This window comes from Pectobacterium sp. PL64, assembly GCF_022477975.1.
In the GTDB taxonomy this organism is placed as follows: domain Bacteria; phylum Pseudomonadota; class Gammaproteobacteria; order Enterobacterales; family Enterobacteriaceae; genus Pectobacterium; species Pectobacterium jejuense.
The window spans coordinates 214,787-236,002 of sequence record NZ_CP092070.1; the positions used below are offsets into that span (position 1 = coordinate 214,787).

21 protein-coding genes and 1 tRNA gene are annotated in these 21,216 nt (G+C 52.3%); 15 read left to right on the forward strand and 7 right to left on the reverse strand.

Annotation, left to right across the window (positions count from 1 at the left end; genetic code table 11):
- Positions 1 to 226 precede the first annotated feature (226 nt).
- Positions 227 to 874: a hemolysin III family protein gene (locus HP572_RS01005; RefSeq protein ID WP_240584530.1), complete on the forward strand. Its 648-nt coding sequence runs from the start codon at positions 227 to 229 to the stop codon at positions 872 to 874.
- 54 nt (positions 875 to 928) lie between these two features.
- Here HP572_RS01005 and ygfZ read toward each other — a convergent pair whose 3' ends face one another.
- On the reverse strand, positions 929 to 1,930 hold the full coding sequence (gene ygfZ, locus HP572_RS01010) for a tRNA-modifying protein YgfZ (protein WP_240584531.1): 1,002 nt from the start codon (positions 1,928 to 1,930) through the stop codon (positions 929 to 931).
- A gap of 235 nt (positions 1,931 to 2,165) precedes the next feature.
- Between ygfZ and sdhE the strand changes: the two genes are divergently transcribed.
- The 3 genes from sdhE to rlmF all read left to right on the forward strand — a co-directional run bounded on the left by sdhE (position 2,166) and on the right by rlmF (position 3,830).
- A complete protein-coding gene (gene sdhE / locus HP572_RS01015; protein WP_005971623.1) occupies positions 2,166 to 2,432 on the forward strand; it encodes an FAD assembly factor SdhE in 267 nt (88 codons plus the stop codon).
- Positions 2,413 to 2,826: a protein YgfX gene (locus HP572_RS01020; protein WP_039275532.1), complete on the forward strand. Its 414-nt coding sequence runs from the start codon at positions 2,413 to 2,415 to the stop codon at positions 2,824 to 2,826. The genes sdhE and HP572_RS01020 overlap by 20 nt, the downstream gene beginning before the upstream one ends.
- 68 nt (positions 2,827 to 2,894) lie before the next feature.
- Entirely contained in the window at positions 2,895 to 3,830 is a 936-nt protein-coding gene (gene rlmF, locus HP572_RS01025) for a 23S rRNA (adenine(1618)-N(6))-methyltransferase RlmF (protein ID WP_240584532.1), read from the forward strand.
- A gap of 65 nt (positions 3,831 to 3,895) precedes the next feature.
- On the opposite strand, the gene HP572_RS01030 is transcribed toward rlmF, so the two are convergent.
- From HP572_RS01030 to HP572_RS01045, 4 genes are all read right to left on the reverse strand, one after another.
- Complete coding sequence (locus HP572_RS01030) at positions 3,896 to 4,219, reverse strand: hypothetical protein (RefSeq protein ID WP_240584533.1); 324 nt, start codon at positions 4,217 to 4,219, stop codon at positions 3,896 to 3,898.
- A gap of 28 nt (positions 4,220 to 4,247) precedes the next feature.
- Complete coding sequence (gene fldB / locus HP572_RS01035; protein WP_240584534.1) at positions 4,248 to 4,766, reverse strand: flavodoxin FldB; 519 nt, start codon at positions 4,764 to 4,766, stop codon at positions 4,248 to 4,250.
- Between the two features lie 328 nt (positions 4,767 to 5,094).
- Positions 5,095 to 5,481 carry a thioesterase family protein gene (locus tag HP572_RS01040; protein WP_039282122.1) on the reverse strand — a complete coding sequence of 129 codons (387 nt, stop codon included), beginning with the start codon at positions 5,479 to 5,481 and terminating at the stop codon, positions 5,095 to 5,097.
- Between the two features lie 244 nt (positions 5,482 to 5,725).
- Positions 5,726 to 7,054: an MFS transporter gene (locus HP572_RS01045; protein ID WP_039534583.1), complete on the reverse strand. Its 1,329-nt coding sequence runs from the start codon at positions 7,052 to 7,054 to the stop codon at positions 5,726 to 5,728.
- Between the two features lie 311 nt (positions 7,055 to 7,365).
- Here HP572_RS01045 and xerD point away from each other — a divergent pair, with 311 nt between their 5' ends.
- The 9 genes from xerD to HP572_RS01090 all read left to right on the forward strand — a co-directional run bounded on the left by xerD (position 7,366) and on the right by HP572_RS01090 (position 16,222).
- Positions 7,366 to 8,265, forward strand: coding sequence for a site-specific tyrosine recombinase XerD (gene xerD / locus HP572_RS01050; RefSeq protein WP_095993685.1), 900 nt, complete (start codon positions 7,366 to 7,368; stop codon positions 8,263 to 8,265).
- A 138-nt stretch (positions 8,266 to 8,403) separates the two neighbouring features.
- A complete protein-coding gene (gene dsbC / locus HP572_RS01055; protein WP_205604963.1) occupies positions 8,404 to 9,120 on the forward strand; it encodes a bifunctional protein-disulfide isomerase/oxidoreductase DsbC in 717 nt (238 codons plus the stop codon).
- A gap of 6 nt (positions 9,121 to 9,126) precedes the next feature.
- On the forward strand, positions 9,127 to 10,887 hold the full coding sequence (gene recJ, locus HP572_RS01060; protein ID WP_240584535.1) for a single-stranded-DNA-specific exonuclease RecJ: 1,761 nt from the start codon (positions 9,127 to 9,129) through the stop codon (positions 10,885 to 10,887).
- Between the two features lie 114 nt (positions 10,888 to 11,001).
- A protein-coding gene (gene prfB / locus HP572_RS01065) for a peptide chain release factor 2 (RefSeq protein WP_117625043.1) occupies positions 11,002 to 12,100 on the forward strand; the annotation gives its coding sequence in 2 pieces (ribosomal slippage) (positions 11,002 to 11,076 and positions 11,078 to 12,100; 1,098 coding nt in all).
- A gap of 8 nt (positions 12,101 to 12,108) precedes the next feature.
- Positions 12,109 to 13,626: a lysine--tRNA ligase gene (gene lysS / locus HP572_RS01070; RefSeq protein WP_240584536.1), complete on the forward strand. Its 1,518-nt coding sequence runs from the start codon at positions 12,109 to 12,111 to the stop codon at positions 13,624 to 13,626.
- Positions 13,627 to 13,902: 276 nt separating this feature from the next.
- Entirely contained in the window at positions 13,903 to 14,658 is a 756-nt protein-coding gene (locus HP572_RS01075) for an AraC family transcriptional regulator (protein WP_240584537.1), read from the forward strand.
- 62 nt (positions 14,659 to 14,720) lie between these two features.
- A complete protein-coding gene (locus HP572_RS01080) occupies positions 14,721 to 15,404 on the forward strand; it encodes a LysE family translocator (protein ID WP_240584538.1) in 684 nt (227 codons plus the stop codon).
- Positions 15,405 to 15,485: 81 nt separating this feature from the next.
- Positions 15,486 to 15,559 (forward strand) — tRNA-Gly (locus tag HP572_RS01085).
- A 270-nt stretch (positions 15,560 to 15,829) separates the two neighbouring features.
- Positions 15,830 to 16,222, forward strand: coding sequence for an SgcJ/EcaC family oxidoreductase (locus tag HP572_RS01090; protein WP_240584539.1), 393 nt, complete (start codon positions 15,830 to 15,832; stop codon positions 16,220 to 16,222).
- Positions 16,223 to 16,354: 132 nt separating this feature from the next.
- On the opposite strand, the gene HP572_RS01095 is transcribed toward HP572_RS01090, so the two are convergent.
- Complete coding sequence (locus HP572_RS01095; RefSeq protein ID WP_240584540.1) at positions 16,355 to 17,422, reverse strand: DUF1176 domain-containing protein; 1,068 nt, start codon at positions 17,420 to 17,422, stop codon at positions 16,355 to 16,357.
- Between the two features lie 375 nt (positions 17,423 to 17,797).
- Here HP572_RS01095 and lpxP point away from each other — a divergent pair, with 375 nt between their 5' ends.
- On the forward strand, positions 17,798 to 18,721 hold the full coding sequence (lpxP, locus tag HP572_RS01100; RefSeq protein WP_205553472.1) for a kdo(2)-lipid IV(A) palmitoleoyltransferase: 924 nt from the start codon (positions 17,798 to 17,800) through the stop codon (positions 18,719 to 18,721).
- Positions 18,722 to 18,974: 253 nt separating this feature from the next.
- On the opposite strand, the gene HP572_RS01105 is transcribed toward lpxP, so the two are convergent.
- On the reverse strand, positions 18,975 to 19,391 hold the full coding sequence (locus tag HP572_RS01105) for a hypothetical protein (RefSeq protein WP_240584541.1): 417 nt from the start codon (positions 19,389 to 19,391) through the stop codon (positions 18,975 to 18,977).
- Positions 19,392 to 19,801: 410 nt separating this feature from the next.
- Here HP572_RS01105 and HP572_RS01110 point away from each other — a divergent pair, with 410 nt between their 5' ends.
- Positions 19,802 to 21,157 (forward strand): NCS2 family permease, encoded by a 1,356-nt coding sequence (locus HP572_RS01110; RefSeq protein WP_014914197.1) that lies wholly within the window; start codon positions 19,802 to 19,804, stop codon positions 21,155 to 21,157.
- Positions 21,158 to 21,216: the final 59 nt, after the last annotated feature.

Genomic DNA, 21,216 nt, shown 5'->3' on the forward strand with positions numbered 1-21,216 from the left:
GGATGTCGCCCGAGATTGACATGAATGATTACACGCTCAGTGAGAGAGAAAACCGGAAATCAGGTGAGTGTAAATATTTTAGCTTACACGTGTACACTGAAACTATTCTCAGTTAATCTGCTCAAAGGTTAAGCACCTGCACCTGCGTCCCTGCATGAAAATGGGAAAGGCAAGGTGGATAACGTCAGCACACGACGTGTACTGTTGAATACTGCGGAATCGATTGATGTCAAAAAATGAACACATGCCGGATTACTCTCTGGCAGAGGAAATTGCGAACAGCATAAGCCATGGAATCGGTGTGATTTTCGGGATTGTGGGGCTGGTTTTATTGCTGGTGCAGGCGGTCAACAATGACGCTGGCAGCGTCGCGATTACCAGCTACAGCCTCTATGGCGGCAGCATTATTCTGCTGTTTTTGGCATCGACGCTGTATCACGCGATCCCGTCTCAGCGTATTAAGCCGTGGCTGAAGAAATTCGATCACTGCGCCATCTATCTGTTGATTGCCGGAACCTATACGCCGTTTTTGCTGGTTGGGTTGAATTCGCCGTTGGCGCATGGCCTGATGGTCGTCATCTGGAGCATGGCGCTGTTGGGCGTGATCTTCAAACTGGCGTTTGCTCACCGTTTTGAAGTGCTATCGTTAATTACCTATCTGGTGATGGGCTGGCTGTCGCTGGTGGTGATTTATCAGATGGTGATGAAACTGGCGGCGGGGAGCGTGACGCTGCTGGCGGTGGGCGGCGTGGTGTACACGCTGGGGGTGATTTTCTACGCCTGCAAGCGCATTCCGTATAATCACGCGATTTGGCACGGATTTGTGTTGGGCGGCAGCGTCTGCCACTTTCTGGCTATTTATCTTTATATCTGAGCCTGCATAAAACGCATGAGCCAGACTGGCTCATGCGTGGTATTACTCGTCGAATTAATCCGTTATTTCATACGGCAGCGGCTGAACCGTGAGCTGGCTGTCGGCATCTTCACGGACGCGCAAAACGTTCTCTGCGGTAAGATCGTTATTCAGCACCGCCTGTACCCACACGTCACCGTTCTGCAATTGGCTGGCTGCCAACACCGTACCGGTACGACGCCAGTTCTCACCGAGCTGCAATTCGAGGTCATCCCCCGCCTGCGGCACCTTGCTTGCCTTACCCGCTAGCCAATAAAGCGCACGTTTGTTGGCACCACGATATTTTGCCCGAGCGACCATTTCCTGACCGGTATAGCACCCTTTGCTGAAACTAATTCCATTTAATGCCTGTAGATTAGTCGCTTGCGGGATGAACTGCGCACTGTTTGCGCTGTCAATGATGGGCTGACCTGCTTCAATATCCAGCGTTAGCCATTGACGGCTGTCATTCAGGCTGACTTTATCGCCGAGCTGTTCAAGCAGCGACGCACTGTGCTCAGGCGACAGAACCAGCAAGAAACGTTCTGCAGGATGGGCGAAATGCAGTAAGGTAGCCCCTTCGTGCTGCACAACAGGGTGTTCAGCGTCAGGAAGCTGGCTAAATACAGATGCCAGCAGATCGCGGATGCCCGCACCCGCCGCGCCCAGCAGGATGGCGTTGTCGTCCGGTGCGATGGTTGTTTTCGAGAAAACGGCGTATTTTTTCAGTTCGTTAAGCTGGGCGTCGCGTAGATTACGACGCTCAATAAACGCAAAGCTTTCGCCGTGATGGAACAGACGCAGGTTGCTCCACATTTTTCCTTTCGCGTCGCAGTGGGCGCAAAGGATGTGCCCATCGTCAGGCAGCGCGCCGACATCTGCGGTGACCTGCCCCTGAAGATATTTGACGGTATCCGGCCCGACCATCGTGACCAGTGCCCAGTCATCCAGTGAGATGAGCGTAGCGGCCAGTTGAGCGGAAGCAAATGGGGGTTGTGATGCAAAAGGGCGTTGATGAGCCGTATGTTGATTAACCATATAGTACAATCCTGCGCTAAGGGCGATACCCGAATGACCTAATGGTAAAAGAGCGCTCAGGGTTTGCAAGTGGTTATTCACGCTGCGTTATTAGAGAGCACATCCTGATACTGATGAGCGCACTCGGCGCGGCGCACGCCGGTAAACTATGTCAAAATGTTACTATTAGTTGATACCCGCTACCGGAATCAGAGTACACTAGCGGCAAGCAGCGATAACAAGGTGGACATGAAATATGGAAATCGATAATAAATCACGCATTCATTGGGCATGCCGCCGTGGTATGCGCGAATTGGATATCGCGATCATGCCGTTTTTTGAGCATGACTATGACACACTTAATGACACTGATAAGCGCACGTTTGTACGCTTGTTACAAAGCGACGATCCCGATTTATTCAACTGGCTGATGAACCACGGTGAACCGGAGGACGGAGAGCTGAAACGCATGATTTCCCTTATTCAGACGCGAAATAAAGATCGTGGCCCAGTGGCGATGTGACCTTCGCGTTTCCTGGCGCATGCAACTGCTGTCATTGGTTGTGCATGGCCTATTAGTATTGCTCATTCTGCTGGCACCGTGGCCGGACGGCTACGCGTGGCTATGGCTATGCCTGGTCACGATGGTGATGTTCGGTTTTATCCGTAGCCAACGGAATATTAAATCCCGACAGGGGGAAATCGTTCTGCTCAGCGAAACGACCCTGAACTGGCGGCAGCAGGAATGGCAGATCGTTAAACGACCGTGGCTGCTGAAGAATGGCGTATTACTGTCATTACAAGCGGTTAACGGTAAAGACAAGCAACAGCTGTGGCTGGCATCGGACAGCATGGGCGATGACGAATGGCGTCACTTGCGCCAAATTCTTTTGCAGCAGAAACACTGGGCAAGATAGCCGCGCGTTGGACTGGTTTTTATTCGGTCATCGTTTGGCCGTGCTTTGAAATTGATTGGATATAACTGATGACTAAGCCCGCAGTGCAAAAAAATGGTCTGCACCCTCGTAATCGCCATCGCGACCGTTATGATTTCCCCGCGCTCAAACAGAGCTATCCTGCGCTGATCCCGTTTGTAAAGGTGAATGCCTACGGTGATGAGTCTGTGGACTTTGCCAATCCTGAGGCGGTAAAAACGCTGAATCAGGCGCTGTTGCAGCATTTTTATCAGATTGAGCACTGGACGATTCCAGAGGGCTTTCTGTGCCCGCCGATTCCTGGTCGCGCCGACTATATCCACCATCTGGCTGACTTGCTGGCGGAAGATAACCGTTCGGTGGTGCCGCGCGATGCGTCCGTGCTGGATGTCGGCTGTGGTGCCAACTGTATCTATCCGCTGATTGGACATCGCGAGTACGGTTGGCGTTTTACCGGCAGCGAGATCAATCCGCAAGCGATGAAAGCCGCCAATGAGACTATTGAGGCGAACCCTGGATTGAACCGGTCGATTCGTCTGCGTCGTCAGAAGAACAGCAAAGCGATACTGGCAGGGATTATTCACAAGAACGACTCGTTTGATGCCGTCATGTGTAACCCGCCGTTCCATGCGTCTGCGGAGGATGCCCGTCAGGGATCGCAGCGCAAACTGCATAATCTGGGGCTGGATAAGCGCTCACCGCTGAATTTTGGCGGCCAGCAGGATGAGCTGTGGTGTGAAGGTGGTGAGTCTGCTTTCATTGGTCAGATGATCAAAGAGAGCGCCAGTTTCGCCCGTCAGTGCCTGTGGTTTACATCGCTGGTGTCACGCAAAGAGAATCTGCCGGATATTTATCGTGCGCTGGAAGCGGTTGATGCGGAGAAGGTCAGAACGATAGATATGGCGCAAGGCCAGAAGCAAAGCCGCTTTGTCGCGTGGAGTTTCCTTGATACCGCCGCGCGTACCCGCTGGTTACAAAAGCGCTAAGCCATTTCAACGTCTACAAATATCAATATTCGCGGATACCGGTCACAACGGTATCCGTGAACATGTTACTCGACGGTAATCGTATCCGGTTCCTGTTGGGTCACCTTCAACGACGTTCCCAGAATCGCCATAAACACCGCTTCCCGCCGGGTCAGATAGCCTTTGACGGGATGCGGTTTAATCGCGCCAGTCAACGTGGTATCGGTGATGATGCCACAGCCTGTTGCATGCGCGATTTGTTGTGCTGTCTCATCAAACCTTGAGAAATCGATAGCGTAATACTGCGGCACATCGCATTTCCCGCCCAGATTTCTGGCGTATTCCTCTGTGCCTGTTTGAGCACAACCGGCAAGCAACAATCCTGCGACCGCTATGAGTAACATTTTCATCGTGCTTATCTCTGTTGAGTCGTACGGTTTACAGCAGTGACGCCATTTCTTGCAGGATCTGTTCGCACCACTGTTCCAGCCGTTCATCGCTGAGATCGTATTGGTTCACCTCGTCCAGCGCCAGCCCGACAAAGTGTTTGCCGTCGGCGGTCAGCGGTTTCGGGCTGGTGAATTCGTAGCCTTCTATCGGCCAGTACCCAATGAATGTGACACCCAGCGGCAGCAGTTGGTCATGCAGCATGCCCAGCGCATCAAGGAACCATTCGCTATAGCCAAGCTGGTCGCCCATACCGTAGAGCGCGACGACTTTGCCTTTGAGGTTTAGCGTCGCTAGTTGACCCCAAATGTTCTCCCAGTCTTCCTGAATCTCACCGAAATCCCAGGTGGGGATGCCGAGAATCAGCGTACTGTAATCTTCCATACGTTGAGGGTCGACATCCTTAAGATTGTGCAGATCCACCAGTTCTTCGCCCAGAATGTCGCGAATTTTTTCCGCCGCCATTTCGGTGTAGCAGGTGCTTGAGCCGTAAAACAGACCGATTTTCATACTATCTATAAGTCCATGATTTAATTATTTTCTACAATCAATGCGTTGGTTCCGTCTCTGCGCAGCGATGTCACTGCAAGGCCATCGCTCATTTGCAGCAGAAAACAGGTAATGGCTGCCATATTCGATGATATTGAGGTCTTTTACAATCGCTGGTGAAACTCGCGGCGCAGAGCTATTGGCTTAAATGGCGGGGGAAAGAACCGTATTGGGGGGATGATTTCAAAGGAAAGCACATATCTCATTACAACATTCAGGATCTCTGTATTAGCACACCCGCGTATATGTCGAGTGTGCTAACGAAGAGAACTCATGGCAACACGAACGCTTAAAGCGCTAACGCATTCACTACTGCTTCCGGCATGGATGGTCGACCATTGGTCAGGCAAGTAGCGACAAACGTGGCTTCTGCGTAAGGGACGCCGCCAACCTTGATTTGCTGAACGAAATTGACACGATTACGTTTCTCGTTCTTTTCCAACTGGCAGGTCACTTCTAATTGATCGCCTTTTTGCAGGCTTTTACGGAAGCGCAGAGTGTACTCAAGCACCATGTAAATCTTTCCCTGCTTGAACTCTTCTTCAATATCAATGCCCAGCGCCTCTTTCATAAAGGCATGGCGCGTCCACTCCATGTAAAACGGGTAATAGAGACCGTCGACGACGCCCTGAAAGTCGATATGGCTGTCCTCAACTTCATAATGTTTTGAAAACATTTTTTGCATCCCAATCTGGTTGTATGTACTGAACAGATTTGTTGTACCGAATGAATTTGTTGTACTGAACGGATTTGTTACACCGACAGGCTTGTTGGTATACCTCACTTGATTAGCGTGGTAAATGCGAAAATGTATCAAAGTGATAATAACGTGGGGTTATGGTTTGAGCGGGGCTGAGCGGTGTGGTGACATCGTGAAAAGGAAAGGTGCAGTGAGGGCCGTAGCCCCCACTGAAGGGACATTATCCCAGAGACTGGTGACGCGTTTCTTTGGTTGCCAGCAGTGCGATCAGTGTCAGCGACGCCATGGCTGCCAGATAAACGCCGACGTAGAACAGGCCATAGTTAGCCGTCAACCACGCCGCGATATACGGTGCAACCGATGCACCCAAAATCGACGAAACGTTATAGGAGAATGACGCGCCGGTGTAGCGCACTTCCGTCGGGAACAGCTCCGGCAGCAGCGCACCCATTGGGCCGAACGTCAGTCCCATGATGCTCAGACCCAACACCAGGAAGCCCATCACCAGCGCCTGATTACCTGAACCGAGCATATAAGGGAACAGCATGGCGAAGACGATCATAAGACAGGTGATAGTAATCATGGTTTTACGGCGGCCAAAAGCATCCGCCAGATAGCCGGCTACCGGCACCATCAGACCAAAACCGATCACCGCGATCATCAGCATCAGCAGGAAACTGTTACGCGAGAAGCCAAGCCCTTTAGGTTCTGGCGTCGTACCGTACGTCATGGAATAAACGGTCATGATGTAGAACAGCGTGTAGGTCGCCAGCATGATGAAGGTGCCGAGAATCGTGACTTTCATATGCTTGCTGAGCAGTGTGCCCAGCGGCATACGTACCTGCTTGCCGGCTTTGACCGCTTTGGTAAAGACGGGAGCTTCATGCAGAGAGATACGGACATACAGACCAACCAGCACCAGCGCGGCAGACGCGACGAACGGCACGCGCCAGCCCCAGGTCATGAACTGCTCTTCCGTCAGCAGCCAGGACAACAGCAGGAAGGTACCGTTAGCGAAGAAGAAGCCAATCGGTGCGCCAAGCTGAGGGAACGACCCATACAGCGCACGTTTATGGGACGGGGCATTTTCGGTCGCCAGCAGCGCTGCGCCACCCCATTCACCGCCCAGACCCAGCCCCTGGCCGAAGCGTGCCAGTGCCAGCAGAATCGGTGCAAAAATACCAATGGTTTCGTAGGTCGGTAACAGTCCAATAAGAACGGTTGAAATCCCCATGGTCAGCAGAGAAGCGACCAGCGTGACTTTACGTCCGACGCGGTCACCAAAGTGACCGAAGACCGCCGAGCCAATCGGGCGAGCCACAAAGGCAATCGCAAAGGTTGCCAGCGACTGTAGCGTGGCGGCAGTCGGATCGCCTTGTGGGAAGAAAATGTGCGGGAAAATCAGCACCGCGGCAGTGGCGTAGATATAAAAATCGAAAAATTCGATAGCGGTGCCAATTAATGACGCAACAATCACTTTATTGCGTGAGTTTACGGGTGGTGCTTCCGCTTCGGCATCGAGAGTGGGAGTGACGGTGGTGGCTTGCATAATGTTTCTTTATTTTAACAACACGAACGACCATTCTACGCACAGAAAAATCGGCTTTTCAACGTTGATTAAGTAAGGGCAATGCCAGTCGGTACGCGGCTTCAAGGAGCCTGTTCCAATATATTATCAATACATAAAATATAATGTGCCACGGCCTTATTTTTGCCGGAGAATGTTATGGCGATGTTGATGTTCACGGGATATGTGAGATCGCACACAATTCTGTTTGCGAGAGAATGCGGACTTGATGAGGGTGTAAAGTCGCCGCTTCATCGGCATAATATTGCCAATCAGTGAAGAAGGACACAGCGATGCAAGAACACGATCAGGCGCTTATCGAACAGTTTCTCGATGCGCTGTGGCTGGAAAGAAATCTGGCAGAGAATACGCTGGCCTCTTATCGGCTGGATCTGCGAACGCTGGCAGAGTGGCTTGCGCACCATGACAACGATTTATTGCAGGCACAGTCGCTCGATCTTCAGGCGTTTCTCGCTGACAGAGTTGAGGGGGGCTACAAGGCAACCAGCTCGGCTCGCTTGCTGAGCGCGATGCGTCGCTTCTTTCAGTACCTTTATCGGGAAAAGCTGCGCAGTGACGATCCGAGTGCCGTGCTGTCATCGCCAAAACTGCCGCAGCGCCTACCCAAAGATTTGAGTGAGGCGCAGGTGGATACGTTGCTCAACGCCCCAAGCATTGAACAACCGCTGGAATTACGCGATAAGGCCATGCTTGAGGTATTGTATGCGACAGGACTGCGTGTTTCCGAGCTGGTCAGTTTGACGATGAGCGATGTCAGCCTGCGGCAGGGCGTGGTACGCGTGCTGGGGAAAGGCAATAAAGAACGGCTGGTGCCGCTGGGTGAAGAAGCGGTGTACTGGATCGAGTATTATCTGGAACATGGTCGTCCGTGGCTGCTGAACGGGCAGACGCTGGATGTGCTGTTTCCCAGCAATCGCGCACGGCAAATGACGCGCCAGACGTTCTGGCATCGTATCAAGCATTATGCGGTACTGGCGTCCATCGACAGCGAAAAGCTCTCGCCGCACGTCTTGCGTCACGCGTTTGCGACCCATTTATTGAACCACGGCGCGGATTTACGGGTCGTACAGATGCTCTTGGGGCACAGCGATCTTTCCACGACGCAGATTTACACCCATGTCGCGACGGAGCGGCTGAAACAGCTGCATCAGCAGCACCATCCGCGCGCCTAGGGATAACATAACCAATCGAGTCACTATCAGAGTAACAGGACGTTATCTGGCTGACGGGACACCCCCGTTCACTATCACAGCGCATTGGTACAAGGCTATTTTGCTACGAACCATGTTGCGACAAACAGGATTGATGAAATGAAAAAAGGGTTATTACTGCTTTCTTTGCTGGTGGCGACGGCGACCAATTTTGCGCACGCCGATGATGCCGCGATCAAGCAGACGTTAACGCGTCTGGACATGCAGGGGGCGGAAATCCTGCCTTCGCCGATGGCGGGCATGAAAACCGTCATTACCGACAGCGGCGTGCTGTACATCAGCGAAGACGGTAAGCATTTGCTGCAAGGCCCGCTTTATGACGTGAGCGGCACCATGCCAGTTAACACCACCAATAAGATCCTGATCGGCAAGCTGGATGCGCTACAGGAACAGATGATTGTGTATAAAGCCGTGCAGGAAAAACACGTGATCACCGTGTTCACCGACATCACCTGCGGCTATTGCCACAAACTGCATGAACAGATGAAAGACTACAACGCGCTGGGCATTACCGTGCGCTATCTGGCCTTCCCGCGTCAGGGTATGAAATCGCCGGCAGCGAAAGATATGCAATCCATCTGGTGCGTGGCCGATCGCAATAAAGCGTTTGATAGCGCGATGAAGGGTGACGCGATCTCGGCAGCAACGTGTAAAACTGATATCGCCGCGCATTACCAACTGGGCATACAGTTTGGCGTGCAGGGCACCCCTGCCATCGTGCTGCAAGACGGTATGGTCGTACCGGGATATCAAGGGCCGAAAGAAATGCTGGCGATGCTGGAAGCACACAAAGCTTCGAAGAAAACCGGCGGTTAATGCTACGTGGATATGATTACCCAACTCCGTCGGCGTCCGCTGGCGGAGGACATTGATTTACCTGATACCGTTCCGCCCTTGCTGCGTCGCCTTTATGCGCAGCGCGGCGTGAAAGGGGCGCAGGAGCTGGAACGTAGCCTGAGTGGTTTACTCAATTACCGTTTGCTTAGCGGCATTGATAAAGCGATTGATCTGCTGCAACACACGCTGGCCGAAAAGCGCTGTATCGTCATCGTTGGTGACTTTGATGCCGATGGTGCCACCAGCACGGCGCTCACCGTATTAGCGCTGCGCAGTATGGGCGGCGTGAACGTGAAATATCTGGTGCCGAACCGTTTTGAAAACGGCTACGGGCTAAGCCCGGAAGTGGTGGCGCAGGCTGCCGCGCTGGGCGCTGAAGTGATTGTGACCGTGGATAACGGGATCTCTTCTCACGCGGGTGTCGAAGATGCGCATCGGCGCGGTATCGCAGTGCTGGTGACCGATCACCACCTACCGGGCGAAATCTTGCCTGACGCCGATGCGATGATTAATCCCAATCTGCCTGACTGCCAGTTTCCCTCGAAGGCGCTAGCGGGCGTGGGCGTCGCGTTTTACCTGATGATGGCACTGTTCGTACGCCTGCGTGATAGCGGCTGGTTTACGCAGCCCTTATTTACGCAACAGGGGCTGGCGAAGCCGAACCTCACCGAATTACTGGATCTGGTGGCGCTGGGCACGGTCGCTGACGTGGTGCCGCTGGATGCGAATAACCGCATTCTGGTTGCTCAGGGGTTGAATCGCATTCGTGCGGGCGAGTGTCGTCCGGGCATTCGGGCGCTGCTGGAAGTGGCAAACCGCGATGCCAGCCAGCTGGTCGCCAGCGATTTAGGCTTTGCGTTAGGCCCACGGCTGAATGCTGCTGGGCGATTACACGACATGAAAATCGGTGTCGACTTGTTGCTCAGCGATGACATTGTACAAGCACGCATCCTTGCCAACGAACTGAATGAAATGAATCAGGATCGTCGGGAGATCGAACAAGGGATGCAGGTCGAAGCGCTGCGCCTGTGCGAATCGCTGGAGCGCACTCGTACTGAGTTGCCTTACGGGTTGGCAATGTATCACCCAGAGTGGCATCAGGGCGTTGTCGGCATTTTGGCGTCGCGTATTAAAGAGCGTTTTCATCGTCCGGTGATTGCCTTTGCACCCGCGGGCGACGGCATGCTGAAAGGGTCAGGACGTTCCATTTCCGGTTTGCATCTGCGCGATGCACTGGAGCGGCTGGATACGCTGTATCCCGGCATGATGCAGAAATTCGGCGGACACGCGATGGCGGCAGGGTTATCGTTGCATGAAGATCGGTTCGAGGATTTTCGTCAGCGCTTCGGCGATCTGGTTGGCGAATGGCTCGATCCGTCTCAGCTTGAAGGCGTCGTCTGGTCTGACGGTGAGCTGATGTTGCCAGAACTGGATCTGCTCTCAACGGCAGAAATGCTGCGTTACGCAGGGCCGTGGGGACAAGCGTTCCCCGAACCGACGTTCGATGGCTGCTTCCGCATTCTGCAACCCCGCCTACTCAAAGAACGCCATTTGAAAGCGATGTTTGAACCGATCGGCGCAACCGGGCAAGTGCCGTTGTTAGATGGCATCGCGTTCAATATCGATACCACCATCTGGCCGGATCCGAGCATTAAAGAAGTGGAAATGGTGTATCGGCTGGATATTAACGAGTTTCGCGGTAAACGCTCGGTGCAATTGATGATTCAACATCTGTGGCCGCGCTGATAGCGTGAACCGAATACGGCGGGCAGAAAGTCTATAAAATGGGCCTTTTATCCGCTAGAATGGCGGGTTACACCATTCCGTTGTCAACGACTTAACGTAAGAATATAAAAAATCATGTTTGAAATTAATCCGGTAAAAAACCGCATTCAGGATCTGTCTGAACGTAGTGCCGTTCTTAGGGGGTATCTTTGACTATGATGCCAAGAAAGAACGCCTCGAAGAAGTAAACGCCGAACTGGAACAGCCTGATGTCTGGAATGAGCCTGAACGCGCTCAGGCATTGGGAAAAGAACGTTCCTCGCTGGAAGCTATCGTCGACACCATCGATCAACTGACTCAAGGTCTGGAAGATGTGAATGGTCTGCTTGAGCTCGCGGTGGAAGAAGACGACGAAGATACGTTTAATGAAACGTCGGTAGAACTGGACGCGCTGGAAAATAAATTAGGCCAGCTCGAGTTCCGTCGCATGTTCTCTGGCCAGTACGACAGTGCGGATTGCTACCTGGATATTCAGGCGGGTTCTGGCGGTACGGAAGCGCAGGATTGGGCTAGCATGCTGGTGCGTATGTACCTGCGTTGGGCGGAAGCCAAAGGGTTTAAAACCGAAATTATTGAAGAGTCAGACGGTGACGTGGCCGGTACGAAATCCGCCACCATCAAGATCATCGGTGACTATGCGTTTGGCTGGCTGCGTACTGAAACGGGCGTACACCGTCTGGTGCGTAAGAGCCCGTTCGATTCCGGCGGCCGCCGTCACACCTCATTCAGCTCCGCGTTTGTCTATCCGGAAGTGGATGACGATATTGATATCGAAATCAATCCAGCCGACCTGCGTATTGACGTGTACCGCGCATCCGGTGCGGGTGGTCAGCACGTTAACCGGACAGAGTCCGCGGTGCGTATTACCCACATTCCGACCAATATTGTTACGCAGTGTCAGAATGACCGTTCCCAGCATAAAAACAAAGATCAGGCGATGAAACAGCTGAAAGCGAAGCTGTACGAGTTTGAGATGCAAAAGAAAAATGCTGAGAAACAGATGATGGAAGACAACAAGTCTGATATCGGCTGGGGCAGCCAGATTCGTTCCTATGTTCTGGATGATTCGCGCATCAAAGATTTACGTACCGGAGTGGAAACACGTAACACTCAGGCGGTACTGGATGGCGATCTGGACAAATTTATTGAAGCAAGTTTAAAAGCGGGGTTATAAGAATTCACATGGCTGAATCACAATCACAGGGTGCCGATCAGGCGCAAGATCTGAATAACGAATTAAAAACGCGTCGTGAGAAGCTGGTGGCGCTGCGTGAAACCGGGATCGCATTCCCGAATGATTTCCGCCGTGACAGCACGTCCGATCGTCTGCACGCTGAGTTCGATGCCAAAGAGAACGAAGAGCTGGAAGAACTGGGCGTTGAAGTGACTGTCGCGGGCCGTATGATGACCCGTCGCATCATGGGTAAAGCCTCTTTCGTGACCTTGCAGGACGTCGGTGGCCGTATTCAGCTGTATGTGTCCCGCGACGATCTGGCGGAAGGCATCTATAACGAGCAGTTCAAGAAGTGGGATCTGGGCGATATTCTGGGCGCGCGCGGCAAGCTGTTCAAAACCAAGACGGGCGAGCTGTCCATCCACTGTACCGAACTGCGTCTGCTGACCAAAGCGCTGCGTCCGCTGCCGGATAAATTCCACGGTCTGGCCGATCAGGAAACTCGCTATCGTCAACGTTATCTGGATCTGATTGCCAACGACGAATCACGCAATACCTTCCGTATCCGTTCTAACGTGATGGCTGCGATTCGCCGCTTCATGGTGGATAATGGCTTTATGGAAGTCGAAACGCCAATGATGCAGGTGATCCCAGGCGGCGCATCTGCCCGTCCGTTCATCACGCACCACAACGCGCTGGACATCGACATGTACCTGCGTATCGCGCCGGAACTGTACCTGAAGCGTTTGGTTGTGGGTGGTTTTGAGCGTGTGTTCGAGATCAACCGTAACTTCCGTAACGAAGGCGTTTCCCCGCGTCACAACCCTGAATTCACCATGATGGAACTTTATATGGCGTATGCCGATTATAAAGATCTGATTGTGTTGACGGAGAACCTGTTCCGTACGCTGACGCAGGACGTGCTGGGCTCGACGACGGTGCAATACGGCGACCAGACATTCGACTTCGGTAAGCCGTTCGAGAAGCTGACGATGCGCGAAGCGATCTGCAAATACCGTCCTGAAACCAACGTTGCCGATCTGGACGATCTGGAGAAAGCGACCGCGATTGCTCAGTCTCTGGGGATCAAGATCGAGAAAAGCTGGGGTCTGGGCCGCATCGTGACCGAGATCTTCGAAGAGACGGCAGAAAGCAGCCTGATCCAGCCGACCTTCATCACCGAATATCCTGCTGAAGTGTCGCCGCTGGCGCGTCGTAACGATCAGAACCCAGAAATTACCGATCGCTTTGAATTCTTCATCGGCGGCCGTGAAATCGGTAACGGCTTCTCCGAGCTGAACGATGCCGAAGATCAGGCAGAGCGTTTTGCACAGCAGGTGAATGCTAAAGACGCGGGCGATGACGAAGCGATGTTCTACGACGAAGACTACGTGACTGCGCTGGAGCACGGCCTGCCGCCAACCGCGGGTCTGGGTATCGGTATCGACCGTATGGTGATGTTGTTCACGAACAGCCACACCATCCGCGACGTGATCCTGTTCCCGGCGATGCGTCCGCAAAAATAAGATAGAGAAAGTCAGACTGACGTTGTCGTCAAACTTCATTAAGCCGGTGCAACTGCACCGGTTTTTTTATTATCGACAATGTAAAATTTTAGGGGAAACACGGGGATGAGGTTCCCGTAGGGATACCTCGCACCGTGGTAGCCCCGTGTATCTCGATCTCACCTCGATAGTATTATCATCTCGTTTTCCCTCCGTATTCTTGCCGTCATTCTGTGATTGTCGCCCAACGGGCGAAGATGCTATTTTCAGGCATTCATTCACTGCCGGAACACCCTCATGATGACGTACCGCGATGCCTGGTTCGAACTGGCGCTGTTAACCAATGGCCGCAGTTTTCCACGGCATACGCACGACGAGTTCGTCATTAGCGCCAATCTCAGCGGATTGGAAACGGTCTGGCTGGATGGAGAGACTTTTGTTGCCACCAACGATATGGTGACGACCTACAATCCCGATCAGCTACAGGGCAGCGATAACGAATTTGACCGCTGGCAGTGCGCATCCTTGTATGTTCACCCACAGGCATTCGAGCATTATTTCCACCAAACCTTTCGGTTCTCACGGGGCTGGAATCCGTCAGCACAGTTGGCGTCCGAGCTAAAACAGCTGGTCATCTCTGATTTGGACGACAGCACGCGTCAGGAGCGCATTATCCTGCTGCTCGCGGGGTTGATGGAAAACCAGCATCATGTGCCGTCTCAGGGTCAGGTCAAAGAAGCAGAGCGGATCACGCGGATCAAAGACGGGTTGCTGAACGATCTCAGCGATGTCCCCACGCTCGACCAGCTCGCGCAGCAGGAAAATCTGTCGGTCGCACATCTGGTGCGCTCGTTTAATCAGGCGGTTGGGCTGCCGCCGCTGGCGTGGTTGATGCAGCGACGCATGTGTAAAGCACGGGAGTTGCTGCGGCAGGGCGCTGCGATTAGTCAGGTTGCGGGCGATGTCGGGTTTGCCGATCAGGCGCATTTCACCAAGGCTTTCAACCGTTATAACGCTATGACTCCAGGGCAGTTCCGCCGTATCAATTTTTGACAATACAGCGTTTCCCTTCGGCTCTACACTCGCCTTATTGCTTAACGCTCGAAGGGAATACCATGCTGTTAGTTGTCTTCACGGGGATGCTGCTATCCCTGTCACTTTGTCTCGATCTGGGAATGGTCAATACTGCGATTATTAACCGTGGGCTGCGGCACGGCGCGCGTTCGGCGTTTTATATCGGGCTGGGTTCCTGTTTCGGCGATCTATTTTATGCCACGCTGTCAGTGCTGGGTTTGGCGGTGGTGTTTAACCTGACGCCCGTTCGCTGGGTGTTATGGATTGGCGGCGGGCTGATTCTGATCTGGATGACGTTCAGCATGGCGCGCGCGGCATGGCGTGACTATCAGGTTAAACGCTTCGCCGACCTGTCTGCGACAGCGAATGCGGCGGATTTTACTGCATCACCTGCCCGATATACCGAGTTTTTCAGCGGCGTCGGCATGGCGCTTGCGTCACCGACGGCGCTGCTGTGGTTCGCTGCGATTGGCGGCACGATTATCGCGCAGTCTACGGATGGTTCAGCCTTCATGATTAGCCTGTTTCTTCTAGGCTTTTTCGTTGGCGGCGTGCTGTGGACGTTCTTCCTTGCCGCACTGGTGAAGTACGGTCAGCGCCTGTTGAAAGAACGGATCTCATTCTATTGCAGCCTGATTTCCGCGCTGTTATTTGCCTACTTTGCCTGGCACGTCATTTCCAATGGCTATGAGACGCTGTTTCTACCGCTCTCGACAGCCGCATAACCGGCTAAAACATCAGCACTTTGCCGGGTTTTTTACTTGCTCGGCAACGGCATAGCGCTATAATGCCAGTCGCTTCTGCGTGCGAGTGTAGTTCAATGGTAGAACGGCAGCTTCCCAAGCTGCATACGAGGGTTCGATTCCCTTCACTCGCTCCAAGCTCTCTTCTCTCAATGTCGACCCAAGTCCATTAAATCCAACAATCACAATGCTTCGCGCTACTTCTCAGTCGTTTAGGGAAAAACCGCGTCTATCTAAATCTACAGTCTAATGTGTATAGGGTAATCCCCGAAGAAAGGAGAGTATTCATAAGCAGAATTTTCTCGCAATCTGAATACAAGAGATTATTATAAATAATATCTCTATTATCATAGGGTTGTGCGTTATTTCTATTGGTTTTTTACGCCACGTTACTGAGGTCAATGCTTATGAAACCACATCCGATACGCGAAATTATTGACGCCTGTGATAAAGCAATTTCTGAGCGAAATTTTGATGCTCTGATGAGTTATTACGCTGAGGATGCGGCGCTGGTCATCAAGCCAGGCATGGTTGCGAGAGGCAAAGATGATATAAGAAAAGCATTTGTCGCTATTGCCGATTATTTTAAAAACCAACTCATTGTTGAACAAGGAAATATGCAGGTCATTGAGGGCGGTGGAGACGCTTTAGTTATCATGGAAACCGTTCTTCATTACCCAGATGAGCAGGGGAGTATTGTCACCACCACGCGACGAGCGACCTACGTGTTCAGGAAAGAAACTGATGGGAACTGGCGTTGCACGATTGATAACTCCTATGGAACGACACTGCTTGACTGATTCTGTTGAGCAATGCAGGCGCGTTCAGAGAAGTTACCCTGACGCGCTTTACTCTGATTGAATTAACGTGGCGGCTCTAACACGTCCGCTACTATGATTGAATTTGAGGCCAGCGAGTAACCTCAATTCCTTTCATTTACCCGGTTTCACCACCGTCGTCGTCCAGTAGGGTAAATCCCAGGTGCCGCCGAGTTGAATCATGCGGCATGAGCCTGTAAGCGATGCACTGCTCCGCTGGAATGTTTTACCATCCCATGTCCAGGCTTCATAGCTCATGCAGTCCGCGAGTCCGCGCCCTTTCTGCACTGAGGTAATTTCACCGTTTTCGTAATCTGTGCCATCTGTCGTCACAAGCTGCGGCTGAGTCTGCATGGCGTTATCAATGACCCAGTAGGCGTAGCCTTCGTTATAAGCCGCGCGCCAGCAAAGGGTGCTGAGCAGGGACATGCTGTCATTAAGTGGTGTGAGCTCAATGGGTTCGGCCTTTTGGTCATCTTGCGGTTGCAAGCTATCACAGTCGGCATTGAGCGTTTTAAGCAGTTTTTTCTGGATAGCAGACTGTTCTGCGTCCGTCAGAGTCCGCGATGCCTCCTTCTTAGTGACTGCTGCGTAGATAACGGGGGCGTCTACAGCAGGTAACACACTGCTTTTATTTCCTTTTTTGGTGATGGCATCCGTTGTACCGATGCGACCTTGTTTCTCATCCATCTTTAGCAGTACCGCGTAGGCACCGGCCCCAGACAGTTCGGAAACGACGCCATTGTGATGAAACGCCACTTTCCCGCTTCCTTTTAGGGCCTGTAGGATGAGGGGAATTTGCTTCTCATTTAGCTGCCAGAGGTTGTCTCCGGTTGAGATGAGTCGTCCTTTATCTACGCCGTCAACGGTTAGCGTGAGTGTGGTGCTTTTAGGAATTGCCTGGTATACCTCTGCGAGTATGACGTCGGCCGTTATTGGCGTATTTTGCCCGGCATGACGTGTGAGAAGCAGTGAGACACCGGGAATCTCCTCCTCTTCTCCCGTGTACTTCTCTTCTGGCGAGTAGCCGGCAGCCCGACACGTTAGCGTGTTATCGCAGACCACTTCCCAGTCTTTATGAAAGAAAGTGCTATCGGCGAAGGTTGTGGCGAACGCCAGAACAGGAATCCCCGTGATAAGTGCGGTTAGTATAGAGATACGGGAAGGGAGAGAAAAAGTCATTTTCCATCAAGTCCTTGATTATATTGTGGCTTGCTGCCGGCCTATTTTAGCTGCAACAAAGCAGCCGCTTTTTTGAAATATACCAAGATGTTAGCGTTAGACGGCGTGATATTGCGAATATTTCTTGTCCGACCACTCCTTTATTAAACGTGAATCGGGTATGATGCCGCTGCCGTTAACCGTTCATCGGCTGCTCAAAATCCCCTCAGTGTTATCAGCATGTTTATTCTGCTTTTTAACCTCACGCGCGATAACGGCCAGAAACAGTTTTCCACACAGTTGAAACGATCCCTATAAAAAAGTGTCATGATAGATGTAGCGCGATGAGAACGACTCTTTATGCGGTACGCTGTTAATCACTTAAAGACGAGTATCATGAAGATTAAGCAAACATTTACCAGGGCATTACTCCACCCGCGCTATTGGACGACTTGGTTCGGCCTTGGCGTGCTGTTTTTATTAGTTCAACTCCCTTACCCGCTGCTGATGAAACTCGGGAGCAGTGCGGGCCGTCTATCCCGCATCTTCCTGAAACGCCGTGTGTCGATTGCCAGACGCAATCTTGAATTGTGCTTCCCTACGATCTCCAACGATGAAAGAGAAGCAATGATCGACGGTAACTTCGCTTCGCTCGGGATGGCATTAGTCGAAACCGGTATGGCCTGGTTCTGGTCCGATCGCCGCGTGCGCCAGTGGTTTGATGTTTCAGGGCTGGAGCATTTACAGCACGCGACCGCAAAAGGTCAGGGCGTAATGGTGATTGGTATTCACTTTATGTCGCTGGAGCTGGGCGGTAGGGCGATGGGATTATGTCGACCGATGATGGCGATGTACCGTCCGCACAATAATAAAGCGATGGAAATGGTACAAACCTGGGGGCGTTCTCGTTCCAACAAAGCGATGATCGACCGTAAAGATCTGCGTGGCATGGTGCAAGCGCTAAAACGGGGCGAAGCGGTATGGTTCGCGCCCGATCAGGACTACGGCCCTAAAGGCAGCGTTTTTGCCCCGTTCTTTGCGGTGAAAAATGCGGCAACCACTAACGGTACGTACACTATCAGCCGTCTCGCAAAACCGGCGATGATGACGACCGTGCTGATCCGCAAACCCAATGCCTTGGGTTATCAACTGGTGATTCAGCCTGAATTACAGGATTATCCTTATCACGATGAACAGGCTGCGGCGTGTTACATGAATCAGGTGATCGAGAAAGAAATCATGCGTGCGCCTGAACAATACCTCTGGCTGCACCGTCGCTTTAAAACCCGTCCTGCAGGGGAAGTGTCTCTCTATGCCTGATGGCATAAAGCACGTGTGATATCGGATGGCGCTTCTGCGCCATCACGGTATGGTGAGCAGAATCTGTTACGCATCGTGTAAAACAAAAATGGCTACCGGATGGCAGCCATTTTATGGTGGTTAACGTACTTGAGTACGATTAACGGAAGATAGCGTGGGGGTTAACACCGCGATAGGTTTTGCCCAACGCTTTTAATATTTGATTGATTTTGCGGACAACGCGCATCTTTTTATCCCCACGATTCTTAAATAATTATTGGTTGAAAGTACCAAAGTTGATGTTGATGTTTTCAAACATAGCGATGATTTTGTTCAGCAGTTTCATGGTCATTTCCTCGTTGTTAGTTGATTTGTTTTCTGTGATGCTGTTCACGTTTTTAAGAATACTCGCACTGATACGGGTGGTCAACTTTTTTGTGATGCGAATCACAAAAAAATGAACGATCAGTTTGTGAGGAGTAAACCGCTGTTTTGATTTTTGTCTAAGAACCCTTTCTGCTTTTTCTTCATACTGACCCACTTTCAGCGAGTGGTCTGATTGAGTATTACCTGTACTGGCCGTGCGCTTCCTTATCGGACAGATGAAGTGAGATAGGTAAATTGTCTCGATTAGCAGTTGAAATAAGCGCGGGTGAAGCGGGATAATCACGCGCTTCACATTGCCTGACACCGTCTTATCCAGCTTGTCTTAGTTCAGCCTGTTTTTGATACAGCAGTGTCTTGATATAGCAACGTTTTCCAGCTTTGCATCCAGTGAGTTAATCGTTTGCGTGCGGGGCTATACCCTAAATAATTCGAGTTGCAGGACAAAACGTTAGCGTTTTGAACAACGCAAAGCGTTGGCCCGCTAGGGCGAGACCCATTGATGGGCCTCGTAACGCGGCAAGAGAGGGAATCCCGATGAGCTTACTTGAGTAAGTGATTCGGGTGACTGAACGCAGCCAACGCACGTGCAGCTTGAAGAATGACGGATATATACGGTTCATGATGCGCCAGCGATGCTGGTGCGTTCGCGGAGCAAGGCCGCGGGAACCGTCAGAATCGATCTTAAATAATAATGGCATTTCAGGGGATACCACCATGTCAAACACCACCCGTCAGGCAGGCTCTCAGGGCTCGCTTGATGCTTTTTTCAAAATTACACAGCGCGGCAGTAACGTGCGTCAGGAAGTGTTAGCTGGCCTGACGACGTTCCTGGCGATGGTTTACTCCGTGATTGTGGTGCCAAGTATGCTGGGCAAGGCCGGCTTCCCACCGGCGGCCGTGTTCGTTGCAACCTGTCTGGTTGCCGGGCTGGGGTCGCTGCTGATGGGATTGTGGGCTAATCTGCCAATGGCGATTGGCTGTGCGATTTCGCTGACGGCGTTCACCGCGTTTAGTCTGGTGCTGGGGCAACAAATCAGCATTCCTGTAGCGCTGGGTGCGATCTTCCTGATGGGTGTGCTGTTCACCATCATTTCCGTCACGGGCATCCGTTCCTGGATCTTGCGTAACCTGCCGATGGGCGTGGCGCATGGCACGGGGATTGGTATCGGTTTGTTCCTGCTGATTATTGCCGCCAACGGTGTCGGTCTGGTGGTAAAAAACCCGATTGACGGCCTGCCGGTCGCGCTCGGTGATTTCACTTCTTTCCCCGTCATTATGTCCCTGCTGGGGCTGGCGGCGACTATCGGTTTAGAGAAACGTCGTGTACCGGGCGGTATTCTGCTGGTTATCATCGCGATCTCTATTCTTGGGCTGATCTTTGACCCGAATGTAAAATACGCGGGCTTCTTTGCGTTGCCGAGCCTGACGGCGGCTGACGGTTCGTCGCTGATCTTCAGTCTGGATATCATGGGCGCATTGCAGCCGATGGTTCTGCCGAGCGTGCTGGCGCTGGTGATGACTGCCGTGTTCGATGCCACGGGGACGATCCGCGCGGTAGCCGGACAGGCGAACCTGCTGGATAAAGACGGGCAAATCATCAACGGTGGTAAAGCCTTGACCGCAGACTCCGTGAGCAGCATTTTCTCCAGTCTGGTCGGGACGTCTCCGGCAGCGGTTTACATCGAATCCGCAGCGGGTACGGCAGCCGGTGGTAAAACGGGCTTAACGGCAACCGTTGTTGGTGTACTGTTCCTGCTGCTGCTGTTTGTGTCTCCGTTAGCGTATCTGGTGCCTGGCTATGCCACCGCACCTGCACTGATGTACGTTGGCTTGCTGATGTTGGGCAACGTCTCCAAACTGAACTTTGATGACTTCGTCGATGCCATGTCCGGTTTGGTATGTGCCGTATTCATCGTGCTGACCTGTAATATCGTGACCGGTATCATGCTGGGCTTTGGCGCGCTGGTATTAGGCCGCATCTTCTCTGGTGAATGGCGTAAATTGAACATCGGTACCGTGGTTATCGCGGTGGCACTGGTGGTGTTCTACGCTGGCGGCTGGGCGCTGTAATCCCTTCCAACAGACCTTCTGGCGCCGTCCAGAAGGTCTGTTATTCCTCGTCTTTCCTT

What these genes read in the sequence shown, in the direction of transcription:
- rlmF (WP_240584532.1), top strand. Translation starts at nt 2,895, where the DNA reads ATGACTAAGCCCGCAGTGCAAAAAAATGGTCTGCACCCTCGTAATCGC.
- HP572_RS01030 (WP_240584533.1), bottom strand. Translation starts at nt 4,219, where the DNA reads ATGAAAATGTTACTCATAGCGGTCGCAGGATTGTTGCTTGCCGGTTGT.
- HP572_RS01040 (WP_039282122.1), bottom strand. Translation starts at nt 5,481, where the DNA reads ATGTTTTCAAAACATTATGAAGTTGAGGACAGCCATATCGACTTTCAG.
- lpxP (WP_205553472.1), top strand. Translation starts at nt 17,798, where the DNA reads ATGAAGATTAAGCAAACATTTACCAGGGCATTACTCCACCCGCGCTAT.
- HP572_RS01005 (WP_240584530.1), top strand. Translation starts at nt 227, where the DNA reads ATGTCAAAAAATGAACACATGCCGGATTACTCTCTGGCAGAGGAAATT.
- HP572_RS01110 (WP_014914197.1), top strand. Translation starts at nt 19,802, where the DNA reads ATGTCAAACACCACCCGTCAGGCAGGCTCTCAGGGCTCGCTTGATGCT.
- HP572_RS01080 (WP_240584538.1), top strand. Translation starts at nt 14,721, where the DNA reads ATGCTGTTAGTTGTCTTCACGGGGATGCTGCTATCCCTGTCACTTTGT.
- lysS (WP_240584536.1), top strand. Translation starts at nt 12,109, where the DNA reads ATGGCTGAATCACAATCACAGGGTGCCGATCAGGCGCAAGATCTGAAT.
- HP572_RS01075 (WP_240584537.1), top strand. Translation starts at nt 13,903, where the DNA reads ATGATGACGTACCGCGATGCCTGGTTCGAACTGGCGCTGTTAACCAAT.
- ygfZ (WP_240584531.1), bottom strand. Translation starts at nt 1,930, where the DNA reads ATGGTTAATCAACATACGGCTCATCAACGCCCTTTTGCATCACAACCC.
- dsbC (WP_205604963.1), top strand. Translation starts at nt 8,404, where the DNA reads ATGAAAAAAGGGTTATTACTGCTTTCTTTGCTGGTGGCGACGGCGACC.
- HP572_RS01045 (WP_039534583.1), bottom strand. Translation starts at nt 7,054, where the DNA reads ATGCAAGCCACCACCGTCACTCCCACTCTCGATGCCGAAGCGGAAGCA.
- HP572_RS01095 (WP_240584540.1), bottom strand. Translation starts at nt 17,422, where the DNA reads ATGACTTTTTCTCTCCCTTCCCGTATCTCTATACTAACCGCACTTATC.
- sdhE (WP_005971623.1), top strand. Translation starts at nt 2,166, where the DNA reads ATGGAAATCGATAATAAATCACGCATTCATTGGGCATGCCGCCGTGGT.
- HP572_RS01090 (WP_240584539.1), top strand. Translation starts at nt 15,830, where the DNA reads ATGAAACCACATCCGATACGCGAAATTATTGACGCCTGTGATAAAGCA.
- fldB (WP_240584534.1), bottom strand. Translation starts at nt 4,766, where the DNA reads ATGAAAATCGGTCTGTTTTACGGCTCAAGCACCTGCTACACCGAAATG.
- xerD (WP_095993685.1), top strand. Translation starts at nt 7,366, where the DNA reads ATGCAAGAACACGATCAGGCGCTTATCGAACAGTTTCTCGATGCGCTG.